Genomic DNA, 24,023 nt, shown 5'->3' on the forward strand with positions numbered 1-24,023 from the left:
AAGCGAAACCCGGTTTTGCAAGAAATGCGCCCTAGCTGAAGCGGAGGAGGGCCAATGCCAGCCTATATCTTCAAGCGGCTCATCGCAGTCGTTCCCGTACTTTTCGGGCTGTCCATCATCGTGTTTCTGGTGATGGCATCAATTCCCGGCGATACTGCCACGGCCTTGCTCGGCTCTTATGCGACGCCGGAAAATGTCGAGCGTATCAATCGCGATCTCGGCCTCGACAAGCCACTGGTCCAGCAATATTTCATCTGGATCGGCAATCTGTTGCACGGCGATTTCGGTCGCTCCTTCGTGCTTAATCGTCCTGTTATCGATGAGGTGCTGGAACGCTTTCAGGCAACGCTTATTCTGGCGGGCGTTTCTCTCGTGCTCTGTTCGATCTTCGGACTTTTCGCAGGTATTGTCTCAGCCGTTCGTCAGTTTGGCTGGGCAGATCGCACCATCACCTTCATCGTTCTGGCAGGCATTTCGATCCCTTCATTCTGGCTTGGCCTTCTGTTGATTTATCTCTTCGCGGTGCATTGGCGCATCCTTCCGGCATCGGGCATGTATGCAGTCTATGGCGGCGGCGATCTTAAGGATCTGATCTGGCATTTGATCCTGCCTGCATCGACGCTTGCAGTCGTTGCTGCTGGTGTGATTGCCCGGCTGACGCGCGGCGCAATGCTTGAAGTGCTGCGTCAGGATTATATCCGCACCGCACGCGCCAAAGGGCTCAATGAGCGTCGCGTGATTTACGGCCACGCCTTTCGTGCAGCCCTTGTCAGTGTCATTCCCGTCATCGGCATTCAGGCGGGCTTTGTGCTGGGCGGTGCAGTCTATATCGAGACTGTGTTTCAATGGCCCGGTATCGGCGCCATGCTTGTGAAGGCAATTTCGACTCGCGACATCCTGCTTGTGCAGGGCGGCGTGCTGATCGTCGCAGCCAGCTATGTGCTGTTCAATCTGCTCGCCGATGTCCTTCAGACCATGCTTGATCCGAGGATACGCCCATGAGTGCCCTTCCGGAAACCTACACCCCAGCCGCTCCTGCACGTCTGTCGTCATGGCGACTGCTGATGAGTAATCGTCTGGCAGCTTTTGGCTTTTTCCTGCTTGCGCTAATCTGCGTGCTGATAATACTTGTGCCAGTCTTGCCATTGCCCAACCCGGATGCGACAGCACCCGCAAACCGGCTACAACCGGTCTTCTCTGCAGGTCATCTGTTGGGCACAGACCAGCTTGGACGCGATATTCTGAGCCGCCTTCTCTGGGGCTCACGTGTCTCGGTGGCGGTTGGCTTTGCAGCCACGCTGATTGCCGCCGTGATCGGCTCGGCTATCGGCATCGTCGCAGGCTATGCAGGCGGGCGCACCGACAACCTTATGATGCGCGGCATCGATATGCTGATGGCCTTCCCCTATATCCTGCTGGCTCTTGCAATCGTTGCTGCGCTGGGACCGGGATTGATGAATGCGCTTTATGCCATTGCCGTGGTCAATATCCCGTTCTTTGCACGTAATGTGCGCGGCACAACACTCGGCCTTGCCAATCGCGAATTCGTGGACGCTGCCCGGCTTTCCGGCAAAGGGCACATTTCAATCCTGCTTACCGAAGTGTTGCCCAATGTATTGCCGGTTATCGTCATCACCATGTCAACCACGGCAGGCTGGATGATCCTTGAAACGGCAGGCCTCAGCTTTCTGGGTCTTGGTGCGCAGCCGCCACAGGCTGATCTTGGCTCGATGCTCGGTGAAGGCCGCGCGCAGATGTTCACGGCACCACATGTTTCCATCGTGCCGGGCCTGATGATCTTTCTTATTGTCATCAGCCTCAATGTGCTGGGCGACGGCATCCGCGATGTGCTTGATCCCCGTTTACGCTCCGGTGCCCTTGCCCGCCCCGGCTCAGTAACGGCAATCGCCAAGAACAGAACCGCGCCCAAGACGAGGATGATGGATGCAGCCCTCGCGGTCGAAAAGCTCGAAACAGGATTCGTCAACAATGGCAACTACACGCCTGCGGTCAACAGTGTTTCCCTGCATCTTAATCGCGGTGAATGTCTTGGCCTGATTGGCGAAAGCGGCTCAGGCAAAAGCGTCACCGCACTTTCCATCATGGGGCTGGTGGCCTCACCGCCTGGATTGATCCGCAACGGCGCCATCCATCTTGACGGCGAAGACGTACTCGACATGAGCGAAACCGAACTGACCGCCACGCGCGGCAGCAAGGTCGCCTATGTATTTCAAGATCCTTTGACCACGCTGCACCCGATGTACTCAATCGGCAAACAGGTGGAAGAGGCAATCGCTGCGCATAAATCGATCAGCGCATCCGAACGCCGGGCAGAAGCCATCGCCTTGCTGGAGAAAGTGGGTATTCCGGATGCAAAGGAGCGTGCAGATCATTACCCGCACCAGCTTTCAGGCGGTCAGCGTCAGCGTGTCGGCATAGCCATGGCACTTGCAAATGATCCCGACATCATCATCGCCGATGAGCCGACCACCGCACTTGATGTGACCGTACAGGCGCGCATTCTCGAGCTTTTACGCGATCTGCAGCGCGAACGCGGCATGGCGCTTTTGTTCATCACTCATGACTTTGGCGTCGTTTCCGAAATCTGCGATCGCGTTGCCGTCATGAAAGACGGGGTGATCGTCGAGACAGGGACCGCCAGAGAGGTGCTCGCCTATCCGCAACACAGCTATACCAAGCGGCTGATTGCCTGCGTGCCAGAACTTGGCCACGGCAAGGACTTCTATGAGCGCGTGGCAAAGCTGTTCAGTCGCAAACAGACGGAGGCCGCAACATGAGTCAGGCTGCAATCAGTGTCCACAATCTGAGCAAAACCTTTGGTGGCGGACGCACATTTTTCGGCAAACAGCGCCATGCTGTTGAAGCGGTCAAGTCTGTATCGCTCAATCTCGCGCGCGGCGAAACATTGGCAATCGTAGGCGAAAGCGGCTCAGGAAAAAGCACCCTGGCGCGAATGCTGGTGGGGCTGACAGAGCCGAGCGACGGCACGATGAAAATCGCCGGACGGGATGCCAGCGCACTTCGTCGCTCTGGTCCACAGGCTTTTGGCAAGGTGATCCAATATGTGTTTCAGGACCCCGTGGCGTCGCTTAATCCGCGCAAGTCCATCCGGCAGATACTGGAAACACCCTTAAAGCTGCTCGGTGAACTTGATAGTCAAAAGCGCGAGACGCGTATGGAAGAACTGCTCGATGCCGTGCAGATGCCAAAAGATACTCTTCTGCGCTACCCGCATGAGTTTTCCGGCGGGCAGGCTCAGCGTATCGCCATTGCCCGCACACTTGCAGCAAATGCCGAAATCATCGTGCTGGATGAGCCGGTAAGTGCGCTTGATGTCTCCGTTCAGGCGCAGGTGCTGTTGCTGCTCGATGAGCTTAAACAGCAGTTCGGCCTGTCCTATCTCTTCATCAGCCATGATCTTGCGGTGGTGGAAGCCATCAGCGACCGCGTTGCCGTCATGTATTATGGGGAAATCGTCGAGGAAGCGACCGCCGGGGACCTTTTTGCGAAGCCACAACATGCCTATACACGTCAGCTGATAGACAGCGCGCCGCGTATGAAAAGAGAGTAGCAAGGTATGGCCCGGAACAGCCGCAGCAAATCGGACAATGCTTCGCTGACCAGATCAAAGCGACGGCCTGAGGTCATTGCTGACCGTATCAAAGACGTGATTCAGACCGACCATCTCAAACCCGGTGATCGGCTGCCACAGGAAAAAGACCTGATCGACCAGTTCAAGGCGGCCAAGGGTACTGTGCGCGAGGCGATGAAGGCGCTCGAAACCCAGGGCTTGCTCTTCACCCGCACCGGTCCCGGTGGCGGTGTTTTCGTTGCGGAACCATCTGCGCAACATGCGATGGAAATGCTCGGCAATTATTTTTTCTTCGACCAGCCAAGCCTTCAGGAAATCTATTCCCTACGCAAGCTGCTGGAGCCTGAGATCGCCGCATCCCTTGCCGGCAGATTGAGCAATGAAGATCTTACGAAACTGGAGAGCACAATGCGGTTTTACGACCGCCCTCCGACCAATCTGGACGACCAGTTTCAGCAGCGTGTGGCAGAGCTGGATTTTCATACACAGCTCGCACAACTCTGCCCGGACCGCCTCCTGGGCTTCATGTGTGGTCTAACGCATAATTTGCTGCGCAACATGCCTGTTGCCCGCTCAATCTATGCCGATCCGACACCCGCATCCCGCGAAGAAGGCCTGCTTTTTCAACATCGCCTTCTGACAGCTCTGATGGAAAACAGGGCCGAAGATGCACGCAAAATCGCGCTGGAACATATGATTTCCGCCGAAAAATACATGCATTCCAAAGAAAACGAACTGAAAAAAGCATCAAGCGCATAAAAATCAGAAATTTCGGAACCATCCCGGCGTGCGTGCATTAGCCAATATGCAGGCCGCCGCCATAACTCATGCGACGGCCTTGCTTGTTGTGTTTGATCATGGAGGTTTTGACCCTTTTTATGTGTGGAATTTGCGGAGAAGTCAGGTTCGACGGTGCGACACCGTCGGTTTCGGCAATCTCGAAAATGGCAGACATTCTTGCCCCCAGAGGGCCAGACGCTTCTGGCATCGTTGTGCGTGGCAATGTCGGCTTTGGACACCGGCGATTGAGAATTCTCGATCTTTCGGAGAAATCCCAGCAGCCCATGATCGACGCTGATCTTGGCATAAGCGTTGTCTTCAACGGCTGCATTTACAATTTCCGCGAATTGCGCGCTGAGCTCGAAGCCAAGGGCTACCGCTTCTTTTCTGATGGCGACACAGAAGTCATCATCAAGGCATGGCACGCCTGGGGCGAGGAATGTGTTTCCCGCTTTTACGGCATGTTCGCCTTTGCCATCCATGAGCGCGATACCGGCAGACTGATCTTTGCCCGCGACCGTTTTGGTATAAAACCGCTTTATCTGGCAGAGGTCAGCGGCGCTTTGCGCTTTGCCTCGTCGCTGCCTGCCCTTGTGAAGGCTGGCGGTGTCGATACCTCAATCGACCACGCGGCACTGCATAATTATATGAGCTTCCACGCTGTGGTTCCACCACCGCGCACCATCTATAACGGTGTGCGCAAGCTGCCTGCGGCAACGATCCGTGTTTATCAGGCCAATGGCGAATTTCGTGATCGCATCTATTGGCAGCCGCCGCATAGCCGTCTGGCTGGCGACAGCACTATCAGCCGTGAAGACTGGCAGGAACAGCTCCTCGACATGCTGCGCGTTGCCGTCAAACGCCGCATGATTTCTGACGTGCCGGTTGGCGTTCTTCTGTCAGGTGGTGTGGATTCGAGCCTGATTGTCGGTCTTCTTGCGGAAGCAGGTCAGACCGGCCTCATGAGCTTTTCGGTCGGCTTTGAAGAAGCCAACGGCGAAAAAGGCGACGAGTTCGTCTATTCCGATCTGATTGCAAAACATTTCGGCACCGATCATCACAAGATTTTTGTGCCTAGTTCTGATTTGATGGATGCGCTTCCCGGTACGATTGCCGCCATGTCGGAACCAATGGTTTCCTACGACAATGTCGGCTTTTATCTGCTGTCGAAGGAAGTTTCCAAACATATCAAGGTCGTGCAATCCGGTCAGGGTGCCGATGAGGTCTTTGCGGGCTATCACTGGTATCCGCCACTGGTCGACTCCAATGATGTGGTGAGCGATTATGCCAAGGCATTCTGTGACCGCTCGCATGATGTGCTTAAAACCCAGCTGTCGCCCGACTGGATGACCGATCGCGACTATAGCCGCGAACTCATCGAAGAGCATTTGTTGCGCGATGGCGCTGATACACCCGTTGACCGCGCACTTCGTCTCGACAGCAATATCATGCTGGTCGATGACCCCGTCAAACGCGTCGATAACATGACGATGGCCTGGGGGCTGGAAGCCCGCGTTCCGTTTCTCGACCATGAACTCGTGGAACTTGCAGCGCGTATGCCGCCAGAAGAAAAGCTGCGGGATGGCGGCAAGGGCATTCTGAAGGATGTCGCCCGCAAGGTTGTGCCAAGCGAGGTGATCGATCGCAAGAAGGGTTACTTCCCGGTGCCGCAGCTCAAATATATCGCTGGCCCCTATCTCGACATGCTGCGCGATGCTTTGTCATCGCAGAAGGCACGCGAACGCGGGCTTTTCCAGCGCGATTATCTCGACCGGTTGTTCGCAACTCCTTCCGAACACATCACCCCTTTGCGCGGCTCGGAGCTTTGGCAGGCCGGACTGCTCGAAATGTGGCTTCAAACTCAGGAAGCATGAGGTCGGGAGGCCCAAAATGAAAAAGACAGGTGAGGTTGAAATGACCCGGCAGAAAGCAAGGGGCAGAAATGCTTTCTCGCACAGGCTCACGCGACTGCGCACACCCGAAAGTGCGGGCTTTTATCAGGAGCATCTGCACGGTTACGCGCAGGAAGATGAACGTTCCGCCAACCGCAATATCGTGCTCGACTGCGGTTGGGGGCGGTTGCTTTTCGCACAGACGTTCGAGAGCAATGAAGGGATCATCGAAGCATTGCGCGCCGAGGCTCCTTTAAGCCGCGATATCCTGTTTTATGTCAGCGATCCGCATGTGCTTCTATCGCAGGCACCGCAGGAAATCTTTCTCGATCCCTCGCACACCTACCGGCTTGAACTTTCCAATTACCGCGCCGGTGGGCGTCGCACACGCGGCATCACCATTCGTCGCGCAGTATCGGAAATTGACGCGGATGGCATCAATGCGGTCTATGCCGCCTGTGGGATGGTCCAGTTGCGGGCTGATTTCTTCTCATCAGAACGCGATAACCGTGCCGTCACCTATTTCGTCGCGCAAGATGATGCGACGGGCGAAATTGTCGGGACAGTCACCGGAATTAATCACCAACGCCTGTTCAATGATCCTGATCAGGGTGGTTCGCTCTGGTGCCTGGCGGTGCATCCGCAGGCGCGCCAGCCCGGCATTGGTGAGAAGCTGGTTCGCAAATTGGCCGAGCATTTTCAGGCGCGTGGGCTCAACCATGTCGATCTGTCGGTGCTGTATGACAATGACAATGCAATCCGCCTCTATGAGAAGCTGAAGTTTCGTCGCGTCCCGCTTTTTGCGATCAAACGCAAAAACGCGATCAATGAGAAATTTTTCGCCCAGCCGATCAACTCCCTTGATGCGCTCAATCCTTACGCCCGTCTCATTGTGGACGAAGCGTTGCGTCGCGGAGTGCATGTGGACATCACCGATGCGGAAGGCGGCTTCTTCCGCCTCTCCCATGGCGGACGCTCGATCCATTGCCGCGAAAGCCTGTCTGAAATGACATCAGGTGTCGCCATGTCGATCTGCGACGACAAGGCAGTCACCCGCCGCACCGTCGCAAAAGCCGGTCTGAGCGTACCTGAGCAAATCGCAGCCGATGCAGATGATGAAACGCTGGAAGCCTTTCTTGCCAAACATCAGAAGCTGGTTGTGAAGCCCGCGCGCGGCGAACAAGGTCGCGGGATTTCTGTCGGTGTCACCACGATGAAGGACTTGCGTGCTGCCATCAAGCAAGCGCGAGAGGTTTGCAATCAGGTGTTGCTCGAAGCCTGTTTTGAAGGTGAAGATCTGCGACTGGTGATTATCGATTACAAGCTGGTTGCCGCCGCGGTGCGTCGTCCACCACGCGTGATCGGCGACGGCAAATCAACGATCAGACGCCTTATCGAAGTTCAATCACGCCGCCGTATGGCTGCAACGGGTGGTGAAAGCCGCATTCCGGTTGATGCCGAGACAAAGCGTTGTCTTGAGCAGCAAGGTCTGATACTAGATGACGTGCTTACAGACAGACGTGAAATTACCGTTCGTAAAGCAGCCAACCTTCATACCGGTGGCACGATCCACGATGTAACGACTATCGTGGAACCGACATTGGTTGACGCTGCGTGCAAGGCAGCACGCGCTATTGATATTCCGGTTGTGGGCATTGATTTCATGGTGAAGTCACCCGAAACACCAGAATATGTGTTCATCGAAGCGAACGAGCGTCCTGGCCTTGCAAATCATGAACCGCAGCCGACAGCTGCGCGTTTTATTGAATGTTTGTTTCCTCAACTGGGAACCAATATTCCATAATCGAAGTTTGTTTTGCACTGAAAGTGCCATTCACAATCCGGTAGCACAAACGTGACATCGGATTGTCGTGGATTTGGTCTATATTGCGACCTTCGCCCAAGATTCATCATTCGTGGAGCAAAATATATGCTGGCAGAAGCCAAAGTAGAACAGCTGGGTATTACGATCGATGTATATCAGCGAGAAGCACGTCACTGGATTGCATCCGGTGTATTCGATGGAAAGCATATTGTTGTAGAAAATGTGACGCAGGGAACTGCGGTAAGTGCGTGGAGAGACTGTGCCCTGGCATTATCAAACCGGGCGGCCTAATTATTTATCTTCAAATTACTGAACTTAATTACTGAGCGGCTTCTGCGATAATTGGTATGGCAGGGGTCTTTTTCTCAAGCGTCATCGTCTTGAGATTACCTGAAAATAGAATGCCGGTGATCGGCAGAACTGGTTCCGCAGGCAGTGCTTCATGGTGGGTGCTGTCTTTTGGAACATGAAGCTTATGCTCGGTGCCTTCATCGGCACCGGACATGATAAGCGATACATTCCCGCGCGCTTCCAGCAATTTTGTCCCGTACAGGAACTCGAAGCTCAGCATCGAAACGAGGAATTTATAGGTTCCGTCGCGCACGCCACCCTTCATCATGGCGGCGCGATGGACCTCCTCGCCGATTGCTACATCAAGCGGCGGAATACGGGGATCACAAACATAGCCAAGCGCGAGCAGTTGGCCGTTATCAACCTCAAAGCGCATTCTGTCTGCACCAAGATCGAGCGCGGAAATTGAAAAGCGGCGGTTGCTATATTGAATTGGCACGCGTCCTAACCGCTTGCAAAGCTGTTCGCCACTCAACGCGCGTGCATTGGCGAAATGGTCGGGATCAATAGCAAATGGCAGCGCTTTTGGGCGATGCTGCACAGACAAAGCTGGTTCGAGAACATCAGCGATCAAGTTGGCTACAATCGTCGTTGAAACAGGGCGCGCATAATGACCCTGATCGAGATAGAAAGCCGGATTGCTTACGACATCACGGCCATATTGCTGCATCAGCATCCGCGAAACATCGACTGAAATGGTGCCATACCATTGCGATATGTAATTGATGCCCGCGTCAATTGAAGGAACAGAATTCAGGAACGAGCCATTGCGTGCGCCAAATACAAGCGTTGCGACCCGCAGGTTTGGATTGCGTTCCAGCGCGTAACGAACGATCCCTTCGTAAAATCGTGCCCAATGGCGAAACGGACGCCGTTCATCACCGTAAACAAAGGCATCATTGATCGCATATTCGATCAGCAGCAGCTCGCAATCCTCGAGGTGTTCAAACTGCTTGAGCTGATAAAGGCCAAGTGCGCTCGTGGTGCCGCCCACGGCAAGATCAGCAACAATGTCCAGCTCCACGCCGCGTTTTGCCATCGTCCCCAGAAGGGTTGGTAGATAGCCGGGCAGCATGACGGTGTTTGAACCACCGATGATTACAGTCCTGAGCTTCATTTCGTCACCGTTGCAGCTTGGCCTGCCGGCGTCAGCGAACCGCAACGCCACACACCGTAAGTGCTTGCATCCCAATCAAAATAATAAGCGGCTGCGATCTGGCCACTATGCATCATCTGACGAAACCGATCGCGTGCCTTCTCGACCAGCTGTTCGCGGTTGTTGTCATTGGCCGGGCAGGCTTTGGAGGTATTCGCAAAACCCCATTCGGTGATCCAGCATGGCTTGCCATCGGTACCACCGCAGAAAGACAGCGCACTGGTGATGTGTTTCGCGCGTGCAGCCCGTGTGCCGCGGCTTCCCGGATAAATGTGAATGCCATAGCCGTCGGCCACATCATTGAGACCATATTTCCTGAGAAGATCCGTAAAGACGGCTGGATCAACGCTGTCTATTCCGCGCCGGTCGGCATCAATGAAAGGAATATCGGACAAACCAGCAGATACAACTTTGGCTTTGGCGCTTTGCTTGGTCTTTGCAAGCTCCGTCCTGACAATGCGCAGAAGATCGACGTATTTTTCTGCACCCTTTTCGACCAAAGGCAGTTCTTCCATCTCATCCAAAGAACGTGCGGTCTTCATCTTTTCCTTGGGTAGAATGGCAAGATCGCCATTATAGGCACCCCAATTGATCTCATTGCCGGGTTCCACAGCAACCAGAGACACTCCAATTGCATCAATCTTTTGCAAGGCATCAGCGATCGCCTGCTGAAAGCGATCCGGCGATATATCTGAAAGCCGATACATATCCCAGATGCGCCCGCGACCGGATCGGGGCTTTGTTCCTTCAGGATAGAAATCCGCGTTATTGAGCGAGATTTCGAGCAGGATGGCCAAACCTTTTTCATGAGCAAGACGCACCGCATCGATACTCTGATCTACTGGTCGCGTGAGGGACAGCCGAACTGCCACCACGCCATTATCCACCATCTGATCGAAAATCTGCTCACGCTCTGCTGGCTTGAGCCAGGCCATATTGACCCGGTTGACGCCGAAGCGCGTATCGGCAAGAGCGCTTTGAGGCTGGAGAGCCAACGACAAAGCTCCCGCAAGCGCTAACATCGTCACCATCTTGCCCCTGATGCTCTTGCCGCTTGGCATCATCTTATCCCGATATCCTTGAGTGCGCCGTTGAAATTGGCTTCACATTCCGAATAGCGATTGATGGCAGCAGGCACATCGATCTTGGAAAGGAAGTCACGCAGATAGGCCTTCTTCTGCGGCTCACGGTTCCAGATGCTTGCATCAATATGTGGAAAGCCGACGAAGCCGAGCATTTCTCGCATTCGGTCATCGACCGCGATCATCAGCCCCGGAACACCCGACTGCATACCGATGATCGTGCCGTGGAAACGACGGCTTAACCCGAAATCCTGGCTGGAAATCCAGCTGCGCCATTTATGCGTATCGAAAAACACCAGCAACTCGTTTTTGCGCTGCCACTTTTCCATGTGCTTGTAATCGACAGGTGCGGTGATGCGGCTTGCAGCCTCATCGAAAGCTTGCGCATGATCTTCGCCTGCGATGTTCATATTATAGACGATCACCTCGTCCTGAATGACATAGCTTGCAACGCTGTCTTTTTCGAGCAGCGCATGTGCATCGACAATCGTATCGGCGACACTCCCGAGATAGCCGCCGAATGAGATTTTTTGCGCATCCGCAAGGCTTGGATCAGCAAGACGGCTCAGCGATAGCTTCATCTGCTCTGGCCGATAGTAGAGCGAAGGGCAGCCAGTCGGACGGACATATTTCATGCCCGCATCTTTTAGAAACGCTTCCGTGAAATGCCCGCGTGTGAGGAAGAAACTTTCCTTGCGGCGCAGAATTTCCAAAAATCGGCGCGTGCCTTCCGGCAATTCGGCTTTCAGATTTTCCTTCTTCTGAATGCCGATGCCCATGACGACAATCGGCATGTTCAGCTTTTCAAAGACGAAGGATTCGGTTGTTGCGGCATAACCGGGACGCAAAAGATTTGCCGATGCAAACAGGCAGAGGTCAAAGCTTTCATTGAGCTTTGCATAGGTGTCAGGTGAATTGAGGCTGTTGGCCAGATGCCAGAACGGAACATAGGTCACATCATGGCCGCGGACGGCATTGGCAGCGCCTTCACCAATGAGGTAATTGCCGGTATTGGCAATCTTTTTGACCTGATCGATTACATCCTTTTTGGTGCGGATGGGCTCGAAATAAGGGCGGTGTTTAACACTTGCGCCCGAGACGCTTTCGACGGTCCGCATCAAATAGGACGGAATGCCGGTAATCATTATGCGCATGGTGATCCATCTTCGCTTAAATTAAAGAAAATTGCTGGATTTGGATTAGGCGTGAGATGCCCCAATGCCGATGTCTGAAAGCACGCTTCGGAAATTGCGTTCGCGAGCCGAGTATTTTTCAACCACATCAGGGATGTTCATTGCTGCGATATGATCGCTCACGAAAGCGCGCCGGTCGTTGGCTGCATTGAGATCACGGGCATCGATCTTTGGCAGACCGGAGAAATTGAGCATTTCACGCATGCGGTCATCAACGGCGACCATAAGGCTTGGTACGCCCGCCTGCATGGAGATGATATTTCCGTGGAAGCGGCGACCGAATGAGAAGTCCATCGTCGAGCACCAGGCACGCCATTGATTGGTGTCAAGGAAAGCGTGAACGCTGAGCTTCTTCTTGAGATCGCTTGAGCCTTTGTAGGTCAGCGGCCCTACCAGCTCGCCAGTCGTTGAATCATAAGCACGGCCATTGGTGTCCGATTCAAGCTGCATATCGAAATGCAAGAGCTCATCCTGAACCACATAGGCTGAACGACCGTCATCCGAACTCAGCGCATTCATGTCGCCGATGGTTTCAAGTTCTGCACCCATATAGCCTGTGAAAACTGTGCGGCCTTCACCTACTTTGACCTGCGGTAGACGCGTAATGGCCTTGCGCATATTATCAGGACGGAAATAAAGCGACGGGCAACCAACCGGACGCACATAGGAAAAGCCCTGATCACGAAGATAGCCGGCTGCATTTTCACCGCGGGTAAGGAAATAATGCTCGCGGGATTTAAGCACTTCGAGAAGCTTCTTCGTGCCAGCAGGCAAACCGTCTTCGCCTTCAATATCAGGGCGGTTCTGGATACCAATGCCGAGCATAACCACCGGCATATCGAGCTTGGATATAACCAGCGCTTCCGCATCTGCTGACAGGCCTTTGCGCAGAAGGTTTGCGCAAGTGAAGACGCAGATATCGAACTCCTTATTGATCTCCTCGACACCTGTTCCATTGTTCACGCAATTATAGAGATGCCAGAACGGAATATGCTTGGCTGACGGCAGAAGAGCCGTCATCGCGCCCTCGCCGATCAGATAATTTCCGGTATTGGAGATGTTTTTCAGTTCCTGGATAAAATTATCCCTGGATTCTGAGTCCTTCTGCTTTTCTGAATAATAGACCTGCGCTTTGTCTGCGCGATCAATGAGACGTGTCAGATGGCTCGGAATGCCGGTGACAAGAATTCTTGGGTTGGTTGGGCGGCTCATAGGTCGACCTTTCTGGTATAATCAGGCAACTGCACGGCCGGGGAAAACGGCAATCGTGCTCGTATCGTCTGCAACGTCCGGCTGGGAGGACCGGGATTTCGGATAGACCGGGCTTATTTCATTGGCCCAATCGGTAAATTCGGAGAAAGCAGCGCTCCAGGTGCGGTGGGCGGCTGACGCCAATGCGCCTTCAGCCGTACGCATCAGGGCTTCACGATCCTGCGCGAGAATGGTGAGAATGCGCGTCATATCGGCCACGATCTGCGCATCATTGCCATTGCGGATTAAGATGCCGTCGCGACCATGATTGATCAGCTCATCGACAGCACCTACCGCAGTCGCAACCGGCACACAGCCGAGCTGCTGGGCTTCGGCAATCATCAGCGGTGCGCCTTCCCAGCGCGACGGCATCAAAAGCACATCTGCCCAGGCGAGATGGTTTGCGATATCTCTGCCGTCGAAGACCGGTGGCGAGACCTTCACGCCCGCATCTTTGAGACGCGTCATCCAAGATGCACTTGGATCGTCGGAAAGGATTTCTCCACCGATGGCTTGCGCTTCAAACACAATGCCCTGCTCTTTGAGCTTGACGATTGCGTCATGTAACCGGTCGATCCCCTTTTGGCGATCAAGACGGCCCATATAAAGCATCCGAAAGGGCTCTCCCTTGCGTATCTGCTTACGCGCCGCTGTTACCTGCGCGCGCAGCTTTGAATCAATAGAGAAGCTCGCACCATTAGGCACCGAGAATACCTTCTCAAACGGCACGCCAAAGCTGTGCAGGTAGATTTTCAACTGATCTGAACAGGTGAGAAACGCGTCATAAGCGTGTTCGAAAGCAATCGCCGCATAGGGCTGGCCCGCTTGCCTGCGGAAGACGGTTTCGTCCACCACATGCAGATAACAGGCCGTGCGTGTGCCTTCCGAACGCAGCTTGCCCATTAATGGATGCGCTGCCATGACGTGATTGTTTACCACCAGATCGAAACCGGAGAGTTGCCCCCGCAGGATGCCCCAATCAAGCGGATGATCCTCGGTTATGAAGTCCTGCCCAAGGAAGCGGTTTGTGTCGCCCCACGCCGGAATACCGTCTTTCCAGAAGTGCAAATAGTCGAAGGATTGATCGAACTCGTCGAGCACATCCATGCGCTCATTGCCAAGCACGAACAGATGCGTTTCAAACCCCTGGTTCTTGAGCTCACGACCAGCCGCATAAGCCACCTTCTCTGCTCCCCCAAACGAGGCATTGGGCACCAGAACTGCAGCCGTCTTCTTTCTTGCGATGTTATGCGCAAGCGGCAGAACTGGTCCACCGCCCATTTCATCGCGCAGCACCTGATACATTTCTGAAAGTGCTGGCAGACGACGCGGACGCCATGTCCAGCGCATGGCGGCACTTTGTTTAAGCGGGCTTGTCGCAATCGATGTCACCAGATTGAGCATCGACTGTTCGGGGCGGGAAAGCGCCCTGCGCTGTCGGACGCGCGGAAAAGGGAAGCGGACTTTCATGCGCGCCGAGGTGGGCCATAATTGCTGCGTACCCAATGACGCAAACCAATCCAGCGCATCGTTTTCGATGATGTCTTTGATCAGTTTCGTCGAGACGAAAATCAGATCCGCATGAGGCTGGCGCGTGCCGGAAGGCATGATTTCAGTATCGATACGCCGCTCGTCTTCAACATTGGTCAGCTCAACAAAGACGATATTCGCGTGTTCAGAAAGCCTCTCAAGCCGAGACAGGATGTTTGGCAACAGCCGCGACCGCGCCAGAAGCTTCAAAGTTTCAGTGTTGGATGAAGCAAGAAATGGCGGGAAGTGAAAATTATCCGGCTCGGACACGCTACCCCAAAATGCGCGGATGGCATCATCAAATTTAAGATCAGTCGTGCCAAGGCTAAGATCAGTAAAAAGACTGACTGTTCCTTCGCCTGCACGGATCACGCCATAGCGCGGACATTCCTCATGCTCGAAACCCACAAGCGTCGGGCGACGAAACAGCGCCTTATGTCGTTTGCGGAGAAAATTTATGGAGCCAGAGCGGTCGCGATTGGCTTCCTTGAAGCGGCTCTCGGCCCGCAGGCGATATTCGAAACCGGTGTCATGGCACGGCGTTCCGACGAAACCCGCTTCAATGGCCGAAAGCCAGAATTCCCAGTCTTCAAAACCATTCTGCCGGTCGTCGTCAAAGCGCACGCCGCTGCGGAACACTTCCGCTGAAATCATCGAGCCGGTATCGCAGATATTGTCAGTAATGCAGTGAATAAGCCGCGAATAGCTATCGCCATAATGCGCGCGCCAATTGACCGAAAACGTGTCGATATTGGTGTAAACCCAACCGGCATTGCTCGCGAGAAGCTTGCGATAAAGCGTGTCGATAGTTTGCGGTTGCACCCGATTATCGGCATCTACGAAATAGACGGCTTTCACATCCGGCATATCTTCGAGAATATAATCGACCGCGCGGTTGCGTGCGCCACCGGGACCGGCATTCTCTCCGAAAATGACATGAATATTGGGATGTGCGGCCGCATAAAGCGCCAGACTGTCAAAAACTTCGCGACGCGGATCACCATCGACGGAGACGACGATCTGGGTACGGAAAACCGTTTCCGAGGCAAGAAGGGTTTCAAGCGCTTCAAGCGCAAGCGCCGCATGGCCATAAAGCGGCATGGCAACGACGATCAAATCTCTCGATCTATCGTACATTCGCAACCTCTTTGGCTAATTCCTGAACGGGGCTTGCGGCTTCGATGTGCTTGACAAGGCGGAAGTTGAAAATCTTCAACCAGGAAAAGTCGACTGAATCACCTGCAGCCTTGCTGAGCACAATCAGATCCATCGTGCGATCAATCGGCTCTTCGAGCATGAAATTGATATCGATCGGACGATTGGGTGCCACTTCCGACCAGCCACTGAACAAGACCTGTGCGCGCCGGCGGTCCATATTTGTGATCGCGTCGATCTCGTCCTTCACGTCGGACGCGAGATTGACGAGCAGCAAACCCGCCACGCATGGCTGCCCCTCAGGGTGGTCGATCACGGCACGCGCTGAAATCCGGACCGTACCGGGGGCAACAACCCGGCGGATGGCAGCGGCCGTAATACCTTCCTCAAGTGGATGACAACCAATTGCATCCTCATGTTCAAGAAACCGCACGGTTGGGAAATCCGGCGTCAGGGGGGTAACGGAAACATTGGCGACATTGCGCAGCAATTCAATCGGCAGGCGATAATCATCAACCTTGCGGCCATTGATGAGCGATGTCGGCACAATTGCGTTGGGCAATGATGCTGGCCGAACGCCCGGAAGCCCCGTAAAAATACGAAGTGCCAGCGGACGCATATCGAGATCGCCATGCGGGATGCGGGCACGAGCCGCATAGCGTTCATTGGCAATCACATTGCCCAACGAGAGTTCTGGTGGCACACCGCCGGTCGCGGAAATTCGCAGACGCAGGGTCCGGTGGCTACCATCGCAAGCCTTAGGCAGCGAGAAGAAATTCCATTCCGAATGAAGCGTGGCATAAGGCACGAGCCATTCGGCAATGCCTTCTCCATTCTCTAGATAATCGAGCGTCACGATCAGCTGTCCGTTGCGATTGGCAGGCATATCGCGGAAATGCAGGGCAAAGCCCGAGACGGCATAGCTTGAAACTGGAAAGAGCTGTTCGATTTCCGATTCACGCAGCAAGCGTGCAAAACCTTCATCCTTTGGATCAACCAAAGGCGCATGGCTGAAAATCTCTGTAGAGGAATCCCAGTTGCGGGCGTGAAAGGCATCCTCGATAGCGCGATAGTTTTCGAACATCGTTTCGCGTTCACGACGCAGCATCGCAAGCTCGGCATGCACTTTGCTCACATGGCCGACAAGCCGGTCGAGGCTGTTTTCAAGCAGCTGCGATACGAGAAGCGGTATGGTTTCAGGGGACGCCTCATCAACGCGCACGACGGGGACTTCAGGAATGGTGCGCATCCGATAAAGCTGCTGCAGAACGCCATTGAGTTCTTTTGCGCCCTCATCGGAAGCGGCAACAGCAACGAGTGGAAATGTATTGGCCAGACGCAGACGCTTGCCGTCTCCTTCAACGAAAGCTGTCAGTTCGCCGAGAGAAGTCGATTCCAATGCTTCACGATCACGCATTGAAGCGATGGCATAACGGCGGGTTTTCCGCGCCGAGATCGCTGGAAGTGGTGTGCTCAACATAATCATCCATTGTCTAAGAGCCAACTTGGGAGGTTTGGCTTCTACTCTCAATGAGAAAATACTGATTATGTATTGTCAACAATAATATAACGAAGACTATATGATAATATTGCGAATATTTGGAATCTATTTAATTCAAAATTTGAAACAATATGAAAACATATTGAACATAGCGCTTAAACACGCAGAAATACGGGATTTTCTATTATATCATTTGGCCTTGTATGCCCGATTGTCGCCACATAACACTCATCGGCCATCTAATACTGCTTCGATCAAGGTTTTTTGCTGTTGTAAACATTCCGACAACCGAAAGCGCGTTTCCACTGTTCTGCGTGCGGCAGCACGCATCGGCAGGCACGCATCGGGATCTCGAAGCACGTTCAGAATCGTTTCCGCCAATATGTCGGTATCGTAAAATGGTACCAGAAGGCCGTTTTTCCCTGCCCGTATCACCTCGCGCACCGGTGGCGTATCAGAGCCTATGATGAGCGCACCACATGCCATGGCCTCAATGACGGACCAGGACAGGACAAACGGGTAGGTGAGATAGATATGGGCGGTCGAGATCTGGTAGAGTTTGCGCAGCTGCGCATGGGAAATGGTGCCAGGGAAAACAATCCGGTCCGGTGGCAACTCGGTTTCACGAAGCAGATATTCGCGCCACGAACCACCACCGGGCGGCGGCGTGCCGTAGCTCACTCCATCTCCGCCAACAAACACGAATATCGCGTCGTTATTTTGCCGGATAACTTTTTGCGCCGCTTCCAGTGCCTGAGGGAAACCTCTATAGGGCTCGAGATCGCGCGCAACAAATGTAATCACCCGGGATTCACCTGCCTTGAGGACGCGCGCGCCCGGCAGTTCAATTGAAGCGTGCCGGTCTGGATAAAACAATTTCGTATCCACGCCCTCATGCACGACAGCAATCCGCTTCTGGGCAGATTTGGGGTAAAGGCTCTTCTGCCAGTGCGTGGGGCTGAAACCGCCATCAATACCGTCGAGCGTAACAAGCTGGGCCATATTTCGCAGGCGCAGCCGCTTTCGGGTTTCCATATCCGGCCTGTCATCAGGCGCAAAGCCGACATCCGCGCCATGCGCGCGGTAGAAGAATTCGCAGTAACCCAGCGCGGGTGTGGTGGGCAGTACGTCTTTGACGAACATCATACTGCCCCAACCGATGTGACCGATCACAATGTCGGGCGCTTGGCCATGACGTGCCATGGATTCCAGGGTTTCAGCCACCCGATACCCGATCCTCGTATGATGATCGGGTATTTCCAGATATCTGGCCATCGCCCCATTTGGGCGAGGACCAGATTCTACTCGGTGGCGGATGACGCGGACCGCTGGGAGGCGACGGTCCACTGTCTCACAAATCAGGCTGACATCATGTCCACTGGTAGCCAGATTTTCGGCTAACGCAGCAAACTGGCCGAAACCGCGCCTGTGCACAAAAGCTATACGCATGTCACAAAAAGTGTCCGGTTATCGGTCGAAAAACCGCGATTCAGCATCAAATGCCATAACGCGCGGCATTGCCCCACACGAGCTCAAGCCGGTGCAGAGTCTGGTATGCGATTTCGAGATTTCGAAGATCGTCGTCATCGCGGGCAAGCACATGGCTGTAGGTTCTGCTTGCATTTCGCAAGCTCGTACACAGCCGTTCACCCTTGTCAGTCAGACGAATACGAGCCGATCTTTTATCCCTCTGAGAGGCAACGCGATCGACATACCCGCCGTCTGTAAGTTGTTTAAGATAATAGGAAATGTTGGAACCGACATAGTGCCCGCGATCCAATAGTTCACCCACAGTGAGCTCGACATCGCCAATAGCCATCAGAACCAAAGTCTGTGCTGGGCCAACGTCTTCCACGCCCAACTTGGTAAGCTCCGTTTTCAGAAGGCTTACAAAGCGACGATTCACTCTTTCTATCATCCGGGCCAGCTCGAAATGGGTAATTACAACTGTATGAACCGGATGTCTGCGTTCCTGTTTTTCGGCGGTAACTTCAGGAAAGTCGACGGAAGTAAATCTATCGACTGATGTCTCGACTTCCACTCCCTCGTGCAGAAGTTTTTGCATCTTTAGCTCTCCATTTTTCAATTTTACTTCAAATTTTGAAGAAATTTGCAGTTATATTTATTTGGCTCCTTTCACATTTCCCCGCCATAAAAACTTTTTTCTGTCACATTCTCTGCAGTATTACTTTACTGATCTTTAGAACTAGACCACACTTTTTAGGGATATCCGCCACCTGTGACCATTACAAGGCAGATCGCGTATGAATGATACTCGCGAAAACAATCCAGTTGGCAAGAGCCCAGCGGATAAAAAAAGGCCCGACGATTCTGTAACTACGTCCAAAAGCCTTATTTTCAAGGCTCGGCGCGTTTTCCTGTCAGGCCTGCTTTATGCGGTGCTTTTGAGTGCCTGTATCAATTTGCTACAACTCACTGTGCCCCTCTATATGTTGCAGGTTCATGATAGGGTGCTGAACAGCCGAAGCATGGACACACTGACCATGCTCACGATTCTGGCCGTGGGCGCGATGCTCGTATTCGGCGTTCTGGAATACATTCGGGCACTTTCGTTTCAGGCCATGGGCAGCGCACTCGTTCGCCGGCTAAACTTGGCAGTGCTGACTGCGGCCGTGCAGGCATCGGTCAACCAAGGCCTGCCAAAAGCCACCCAAACGCTGCGCGATCTAACTGAACTGCGCAGCTTTCTAACCTCACCCGCCATCAATGCGCCGCTTGATGCGGCTTGGTCGCCGATCTTCCTTGGTGTGCTGTTCATGCTGCATCCAATGCTCGGCCTGATCGGTCTGGTCGCAGTTATCATTCTGGTCGCCTGTGGCGTGCTGACAGATCTTTTGACCCGCAATCTCATACAGGAAGCCAATCAGGCCAATGTCGAGGCTGTCGCCAAAATCGGCAGCAGCCTGCGTCATGCGGAAGCCATTGAAGCCATGGGCATGTTGCCCGCTTTGGCACGCCGCTGGCGCACCATGCAGATGCAGGCGCTTGAAGTGCTTGATCTGGGCGGAACACGAGCCCGCGCTATGTCATCCATTGCGCGAACGGCACGCTTCATCGTGCAGATCGGCTCACTTGGCGCCGGCACGCTTCTGGCGATGCAGCAGGAAATCACGCCGGGCGCAATGATTGCTACCAGTATCATCATTGGTCGCCTGCTGATGCCATTTGACAGGATTGTTGAGAACTGGCGTCAGTGGGTCAGCGCAATTGCAAGCTGGAAACGCGTTCAATCCCTGCTTTCCGAAAACCTTGCTGTGCGTCAGACAATGCCCACCCCCCGCCCCAACGGTGATCTGGTTGTCGACAAGCTGATCTATGCGGCACCCGGCGTCGATGTGCCGATCATCAAAGGCATTTCATTTTCGATCTCACCGGGCGAAGTGCTTGGCGTCGTCGGCCCCTCGGCTGCTGGGAAGTCTACGCTTGCTCGCTTGCTGATCGGTATCGTTAAGCCAACGTCCGGCGGTGTTTTCCTGGATGGCAACAATGTCTATCTCTGGGAACGCGGCTCTTTTGGCGAAATTGCCGGCTATCTGCCGCAATCGGTATCGCTACTCGACGGCACGATCAAAGACAACATCGCCCGCATGGGTGACAGCGATCCGCAGCGCGTATTGGAAGCCGCACGCCTTGCTGATGTGCACGAGATGATCGGGCGTATGCCACTTGGCTATGATACGCCTGTTGGTGACGGACGACTGACACTTTCGGGCGGTCAGCGCCAGCGAATCGGATTGGCACGCTGCCTCTATAACCGTCCGCGCATCATCGTATTAGACGAGCCGAACTCGAACCTTGATGCGGTTGGCGAACGCGCCCTAATGCGTGCTATCGAACACGCGCGCGACGACGGTGCCATTGTTATCATGATCGCACACCGCCCGTCTATCATGCAGGTCGCAGACAAGCTGCTTGTGCTCGAAAACGGTCGGATTTCGCAATTCGGCCCACGAACCGATGTGGTCTCCACACTCACCCCGGCCACGACTGGCCCTAAAATGGGAGCAGCAAGCGCATGATGGGCAAATCCGTTATTCCGCGTCGTGTTTCCAGCCTGCTCGCCCCGCGTGCAGAATCATCCGACAACAAGTCGTTGACCAGATTTGGCTCTGTTAAGCCAGAATGGGCGCATGATATCGAACAGGAAGATATGAAATCGCCGCTGCGGGGGCTGATTATCGCTGGGCTTGCAACAATCGGCGTTGCCTTTGGCGGCTTTTTTGCCTGGGCCTATTCCGCCAATCTTGGCAGCGCGGCTGTGGCACTGGGTACGGTTATTGTTGATTCCAAACGCAAAACGATCAGCCATCTCGAAGGCGGCATTCTTGATCGGCTACTGGTGCAGGAAGGCGATGTCGTCAAAGTTGGTCAGCCGTTAGTCCGGCTCGATGCAACAAAGGCGCGATCCGAACTTCAATCACTCGAAAGCCGTCGGATCGGTCTGATTGCAAAACTTGCGCGCCTGCGTGCAGAGCAGTCTGGTGCAAAGGAAATCACCTTTCCTGAAAAGTTTGCTGAAGGTGGCGAGAATGCTGAAAACGCCGTTCGCGCGGAGAACATCTTCTTTCAGAAGCGCCTCGCCCAGAAGCTGAGCAAAATCGACATTCAGCAAAAAACCATTGAGCAATATACCGAGCAGGAAAAGGCTTCGACTTCACAGATTTCCGCAACTGATCGCCAGATCGAACTGATCACTGAACAGCGCAATGCCATCGCAAGTCTTGTTGAGAAAGGCTTCGCGCAGAAATCAAAGCTCACTGAAATCGATACACGTTTGAGCCAGCTTTCCGGTGATCGTGGTGAATATGCTGGCGACAAGGCAAAGGCTGGACAGGCAAAAGCCGGTGCCGAATTTGCACTGAGCGCGATTGAAAGCGACCTTCAGTCAGAAATTGCTGGCGAGATTACATCAAGTCAGGTCGAATTGTCCGATGTGCAAGAAAGGATCGTGGCGGCCAAGGATGTCATGCGTCGTGTCGAAGTAAATTCACCACAACAGGGCATTGTTGCCAATATCCGACTGCGGACGCCTGGCGGCGTTGTGGCTCCGGGTGAACCGATCATGGATATCGTACCGGAAAACGAACCCATGGTGGTGGAAATGAAGATCAGCCCACGCGACATCGATAGTATTTCTGTGGGGGCAAGCGCGCAGATCAAACTGACAGCTTACAACCAGCGCTCAATGCCACCGCTCGACGGCAGACTGACCTATATCGCCGCCGACCAGTCGCTCGACGAAAAGACAGATACGGCTTATTTCGTCGCCCGCGCTGAAATTACGCCTGAGGCGATTGTCGCCAATCCAACTGCACGGCTTTATCCCGGTATGCCTGCAGAAATCATTATCGTTCACAAAGACCGCCGCGCAATCGACTATCTCGTGTCGCCGATTACCGACAGTCTCAATCGCGCATTCCGCGAAGATTAAACTGCATCCGGCTGCGTGCTTAACACAACAACAGCCGGATAGTCGTCAAACGTAACGAAAGAGTATTCTATAATATAACTCATCCATAGGTTGAATAAACTGAAAATACCTGCGCCGCGCATGTTCCAACATGCGCGGCTTCATCATATTGAAATATATTAATTTTTCTATTCGAATCGATCCAGTTCAAAATTTGAAGTAAATTGGATTTAAATATAATATAAATAGAAATTATATTGATATTAAATATACATCATAATTGTGTTTACAAAAATGTAATATAAATTATTCGTAATAATTTGTTACTTACGGATGCCAAAATTGCAACAATTAATAGTGTTGCAATCCTTATTGATGCGGCGCAAACTACTACAAGCATGATGGTCGGTTTATTCCCGACCTTTTTGTAACCCATACAGGAACACAAGGAGAAGCAGATGGCCACTTTAGAAGGCGGCGCCTACGACGACGTGTTGTTCGGTTCCCGCTTTGACGATTTCATCCGCGCCCATGGCGGTGATGATCTCGTATTCGGAGGTGATGGCAATGACACCATCTTCGGCGATGACGGGAATGACATCCTCTTCGGCGGAAATGGTGATGACCTCCTTTTCGGCGGAAACGGAAATGACATTCTGTTCGGTGATGCAGGAAACGACGTCCTAAGCGGCGGCGATGGGAACGATGTGCTGTTTGGCGGCGCTGGAGACGATGTTCTTCAGGGCGGTGCAGGCTCGGATCTTCTCTTCGGCGGCGAAGAGAATGACATTCTCTTGGGCGGCGACGGCAACGACATCCTCGATGGCGGTGCTGGAGACGACATCCTTATCGGCGGCGCCGGTAGCGACGTCTTCTTGTTCAATGGCGGCGGCGGAAACGACGTCATCCTTGACTTCAACCCAGGCGAAGACATCCTTCAGATCCAGCAGGGCATCAATGGCCTTGATGTCAATTCGGCGGATGACCTCGCAGACCGTGTCACACAGGTTGGTGGCAATGTCGTTGTCGACCTTGGCAATGGCGACACCGTTACCCTCGTGAACACCAGTGCAGAAGATATACAGGCTCATCCCGACCAGTATTTCACTGTCCACTGATTAAACGATTGAGTGCGTGCCCGGCATCCTCCCGCCGGGCATGTTCCTTCTTTAATTCTTTTCAATCTCGACTTTTGGCCCGACCCAGCCTCGTTAGCGCTGCTTCAGGCCCTGCATTTCCAACAAGAATGAAAGGGCGCTCACA

19 protein-coding genes are annotated in these 24,023 nt (G+C 53.7%); 10 read left to right on the forward strand and 9 right to left on the reverse strand.

Features of this window, described 5'->3' with window-relative positions; all coding sequences use genetic code 11:
• Positions 1–54: 54 nt before the first annotated feature.
• The 4 genes from QSJ70_RS06305 to QSJ70_RS06320 are packed head-to-tail and all read left to right on the forward strand — an operon-like array spanning position 55 to position 4,372.
• Positions 55–1,002: an ABC transporter permease gene (locus QSJ70_RS06305; protein WP_215778075.1), complete on the forward strand. Its 948-nt coding sequence runs from the start codon at positions 55–57 to the stop codon at positions 1,000–1,002.
• Positions 999–2,798: a dipeptide/oligopeptide/nickel ABC transporter permease/ATP-binding protein gene (locus QSJ70_RS06310; protein ID WP_285535171.1), complete on the forward strand. Its 1,800-nt coding sequence runs from the start codon at positions 999–1,001 to the stop codon at positions 2,796–2,798. Before QSJ70_RS06305 ends, QSJ70_RS06310 begins: the two co-directional genes overlap by 4 nt.
• Positions 2,795–3,592, forward strand: coding sequence for an ATP-binding cassette domain-containing protein (locus tag QSJ70_RS06315; RefSeq protein WP_285535172.1), 798 nt, complete (start codon positions 2,795–2,797; stop codon positions 3,590–3,592). The genes QSJ70_RS06310 and QSJ70_RS06315 overlap by 4 nt, the downstream gene beginning before the upstream one ends.
• A gap of 6 nt (positions 3,593–3,598) precedes the next feature.
• Entirely contained in the window at positions 3,599–4,372 is a 774-nt protein-coding gene (locus tag QSJ70_RS06320) for a FadR/GntR family transcriptional regulator (protein ID WP_285535173.1), read from the forward strand.
• Positions 4,373–4,409: 37 nt separating this feature from the next.
• On the opposite strand, the gene QSJ70_RS06325 is transcribed toward QSJ70_RS06320, so the two are convergent.
• The gene (locus QSJ70_RS06325) at positions 4,410–4,568 is read right to left on the reverse strand and encodes a hypothetical protein (protein WP_162699591.1); all 159 of its coding nucleotides are present in this window, start codon (positions 4,566–4,568) and stop codon (positions 4,410–4,412) included.
• Here QSJ70_RS06325 and QSJ70_RS06330 point away from each other — a divergent pair.
• The 3 genes from QSJ70_RS06330 (at position 4,492) to QSJ70_RS06340 (ending at position 8,401) form a co-directional block, all read left to right on the forward strand.
• Positions 4,492–6,267: an N-acetylglutaminylglutamine amidotransferase gene (locus QSJ70_RS06330; RefSeq protein WP_285535174.1), complete on the forward strand. Its 1,776-nt coding sequence runs from the start codon at positions 4,492–4,494 to the stop codon at positions 6,265–6,267. The genes QSJ70_RS06325 and QSJ70_RS06330 overlap by 77 nt on opposite strands.
• 16 nt (positions 6,268–6,283) lie before the next feature.
• On the forward strand, positions 6,284–8,089 hold the full coding sequence (ngg, locus tag QSJ70_RS06335; RefSeq protein WP_285535175.1) for an N-acetylglutaminylglutamine synthetase: 1,806 nt from the start codon (positions 6,284–6,286) through the stop codon (positions 8,087–8,089).
• A gap of 126 nt (positions 8,090–8,215) precedes the next feature.
• On the forward strand, positions 8,216–8,401 hold the full coding sequence (locus QSJ70_RS06340; RefSeq protein WP_007877280.1) for a hypothetical protein: 186 nt from the start codon (positions 8,216–8,218) through the stop codon (positions 8,399–8,401).
• Between the two features lie 28 nt (positions 8,402–8,429).
• Here the strand turns inward: QSJ70_RS06340 and QSJ70_RS06345 are convergent, their stop codons facing one another.
• The 8 genes from QSJ70_RS06345 to QSJ70_RS06380 all read right to left on the reverse strand — a co-directional run bounded on the left by QSJ70_RS06345 (position 8,430) and on the right by QSJ70_RS06380 (position 19,394).
• Entirely contained in the window at positions 8,430–9,578 is a 1,149-nt protein-coding gene (locus QSJ70_RS06345) for an SGNH/GDSL hydrolase family protein (RefSeq protein WP_285535176.1), read from the reverse strand.
• Positions 9,575–10,681, reverse strand: a complete 1,107-nt coding sequence (locus QSJ70_RS06350; RefSeq protein ID WP_285535177.1) for a glycoside hydrolase — start codon at positions 10,679–10,681, stop codon at positions 9,575–9,577. Before QSJ70_RS06350 ends, QSJ70_RS06345 begins: the two co-directional genes overlap by 4 nt.
• Positions 10,678–11,853, reverse strand: a complete 1,176-nt coding sequence (locus QSJ70_RS06355; RefSeq protein WP_105519262.1) for a polysaccharide pyruvyl transferase family protein — start codon at positions 11,851–11,853, stop codon at positions 10,678–10,680. Before QSJ70_RS06355 ends, QSJ70_RS06350 begins: the two co-directional genes overlap by 4 nt.
• Before the next feature lie 45 nt (positions 11,854–11,898).
• Positions 11,899–13,104, reverse strand: coding sequence for a polysaccharide pyruvyl transferase family protein (locus QSJ70_RS06360; protein WP_285535178.1), 1,206 nt, complete (start codon positions 13,102–13,104; stop codon positions 11,899–11,901).
• Between the two features lie 21 nt (positions 13,105–13,125).
• A complete protein-coding gene (locus QSJ70_RS06365) occupies positions 13,126–15,810 on the reverse strand; it encodes a glycosyltransferase (protein WP_285535179.1) in 2,685 nt (894 codons plus the stop codon).
• Positions 15,800–17,308 carry a DUF6212 domain-containing protein gene (locus QSJ70_RS06370; RefSeq protein WP_285535180.1) on the reverse strand — a complete coding sequence of 503 codons (1,509 nt, stop codon included), beginning with the start codon at positions 17,306–17,308 and terminating at the stop codon, positions 15,800–15,802. Before QSJ70_RS06370 ends, QSJ70_RS06365 begins: the two co-directional genes overlap by 11 nt.
• Positions 17,309–17,557: 249 nt before the next feature.
• On the reverse strand, positions 17,558–18,778 hold the full coding sequence (locus QSJ70_RS06375) for a glycosyltransferase family 4 protein (protein WP_215778054.1): 1,221 nt from the start codon (positions 18,776–18,778) through the stop codon (positions 17,558–17,560).
• 46 nt (positions 18,779–18,824) lie between these two features.
• Positions 18,825–19,394 (reverse strand): MarR family transcriptional regulator, encoded by a 570-nt coding sequence (locus QSJ70_RS06380; RefSeq protein WP_007877300.1) that lies wholly within the window; start codon positions 19,392–19,394, stop codon positions 18,825–18,827.
• Positions 19,395–19,593: 199 nt separating this feature from the next.
• Between QSJ70_RS06380 and QSJ70_RS06385 the strand changes: the two genes are divergently transcribed.
• The 3 genes from QSJ70_RS06385 (at position 19,594) to QSJ70_RS06395 (ending at position 23,878) form a co-directional block, all read left to right on the forward strand.
• Positions 19,594–21,369: a type I secretion system permease/ATPase gene (locus tag QSJ70_RS06385; protein ID WP_079213259.1), complete on the forward strand. Its 1,776-nt coding sequence runs from the start codon at positions 19,594–19,596 to the stop codon at positions 21,367–21,369.
• Complete coding sequence (locus QSJ70_RS06390; protein WP_007877304.1) at positions 21,366–22,781, forward strand: HlyD family type I secretion periplasmic adaptor subunit; 1,416 nt, start codon at positions 21,366–21,368, stop codon at positions 22,779–22,781. The genes QSJ70_RS06385 and QSJ70_RS06390 overlap by 4 nt, the downstream gene beginning before the upstream one ends.
• Positions 22,782–23,218: 437 nt before the next feature.
• Positions 23,219–23,878: a calcium-binding protein gene (locus QSJ70_RS06395; protein WP_285535181.1), complete on the forward strand. Its 660-nt coding sequence runs from the start codon at positions 23,219–23,221 to the stop codon at positions 23,876–23,878.
• Positions 23,879–24,023: the final 145 nt, after the last annotated feature.

The sequence above is a fragment of the Brucella sp. NBRC 12950 genome, from assembly GCF_030268145.1.
In the GTDB taxonomy this organism is placed as follows: Bacteria; Pseudomonadota; Alphaproteobacteria; order Rhizobiales; family Rhizobiaceae; genus Brucella.

Coding starts and splice junctions, on each gene's coding strand:
- QSJ70_RS06305 (WP_215778075.1), top strand. CDS start 55: ATGCCAGCCTATATCTTCAAGCGGCTCATCGCAGTCGTTCCCGTACTT.
- QSJ70_RS06310 (WP_285535171.1), top strand. CDS start 999: ATGAGTGCCCTTCCGGAAACCTACACCCCAGCCGCTCCTGCACGTCTG.
- QSJ70_RS06315 (WP_285535172.1), top strand. CDS start 2,795: ATGAGTCAGGCTGCAATCAGTGTCCACAATCTGAGCAAAACCTTTGGT.
- QSJ70_RS06320 (WP_285535173.1), top strand. CDS start 3,599: ATGGCCCGGAACAGCCGCAGCAAATCGGACAATGCTTCGCTGACCAGA.
- QSJ70_RS06330 (WP_285535174.1), top strand. CDS start 4,492: ATGTGTGGAATTTGCGGAGAAGTCAGGTTCGACGGTGCGACACCGTCG.
- QSJ70_RS06325 (WP_162699591.1), bottom strand. CDS start 4,568: ATGTCTGCCATTTTCGAGATTGCCGAAACCGACGGTGTCGCACCGTCG.
- ngg (WP_285535175.1), top strand. CDS start 6,284: ATGAAAAAGACAGGTGAGGTTGAAATGACCCGGCAGAAAGCAAGGGGC.
- QSJ70_RS06340 (WP_007877280.1), top strand. CDS start 8,216: ATGCTGGCAGAAGCCAAAGTAGAACAGCTGGGTATTACGATCGATGTA.
- QSJ70_RS06345 (WP_285535176.1), bottom strand. CDS start 9,578: ATGAAGCTCAGGACTGTAATCATCGGTGGTTCAAACACCGTCATGCTG.
- QSJ70_RS06350 (WP_285535177.1), bottom strand. CDS start 10,681: ATGATGCCAAGCGGCAAGAGCATCAGGGGCAAGATGGTGACGATGTTA.
- QSJ70_RS06355 (WP_105519262.1), bottom strand. CDS start 11,853: ATGCGCATAATGATTACCGGCATTCCGTCCTATTTGATGCGGACCGTC.
- QSJ70_RS06360 (WP_285535178.1), bottom strand. CDS start 13,104: ATGAGCCGCCCAACCAACCCAAGAATTCTTGTCACCGGCATTCCGAGC.
- QSJ70_RS06365 (WP_285535179.1), bottom strand. CDS start 15,810: ATGTACGATAGATCGAGAGATTTGATCGTCGTTGCCATGCCGCTTTAT.
- QSJ70_RS06370 (WP_285535180.1), bottom strand. CDS start 17,308: ATGTTGAGCACACCACTTCCAGCGATCTCGGCGCGGAAAACCCGCCGT.
- QSJ70_RS06375 (WP_215778054.1), bottom strand. CDS start 18,778: ATGCGTATAGCTTTTGTGCACAGGCGCGGTTTCGGCCAGTTTGCTGCG.
- QSJ70_RS06380 (WP_007877300.1), bottom strand. CDS start 19,394: ATGCAAAAACTTCTGCACGAGGGAGTGGAAGTCGAGACATCAGTCGAT.
- QSJ70_RS06385 (WP_079213259.1), top strand. CDS start 19,594: ATGAATGATACTCGCGAAAACAATCCAGTTGGCAAGAGCCCAGCGGAT.
- QSJ70_RS06390 (WP_007877304.1), top strand. CDS start 21,366: ATGATGGGCAAATCCGTTATTCCGCGTCGTGTTTCCAGCCTGCTCGCC.
- QSJ70_RS06395 (WP_285535181.1), top strand. CDS start 23,219: ATGGCCACTTTAGAAGGCGGCGCCTACGACGACGTGTTGTTCGGTTCC.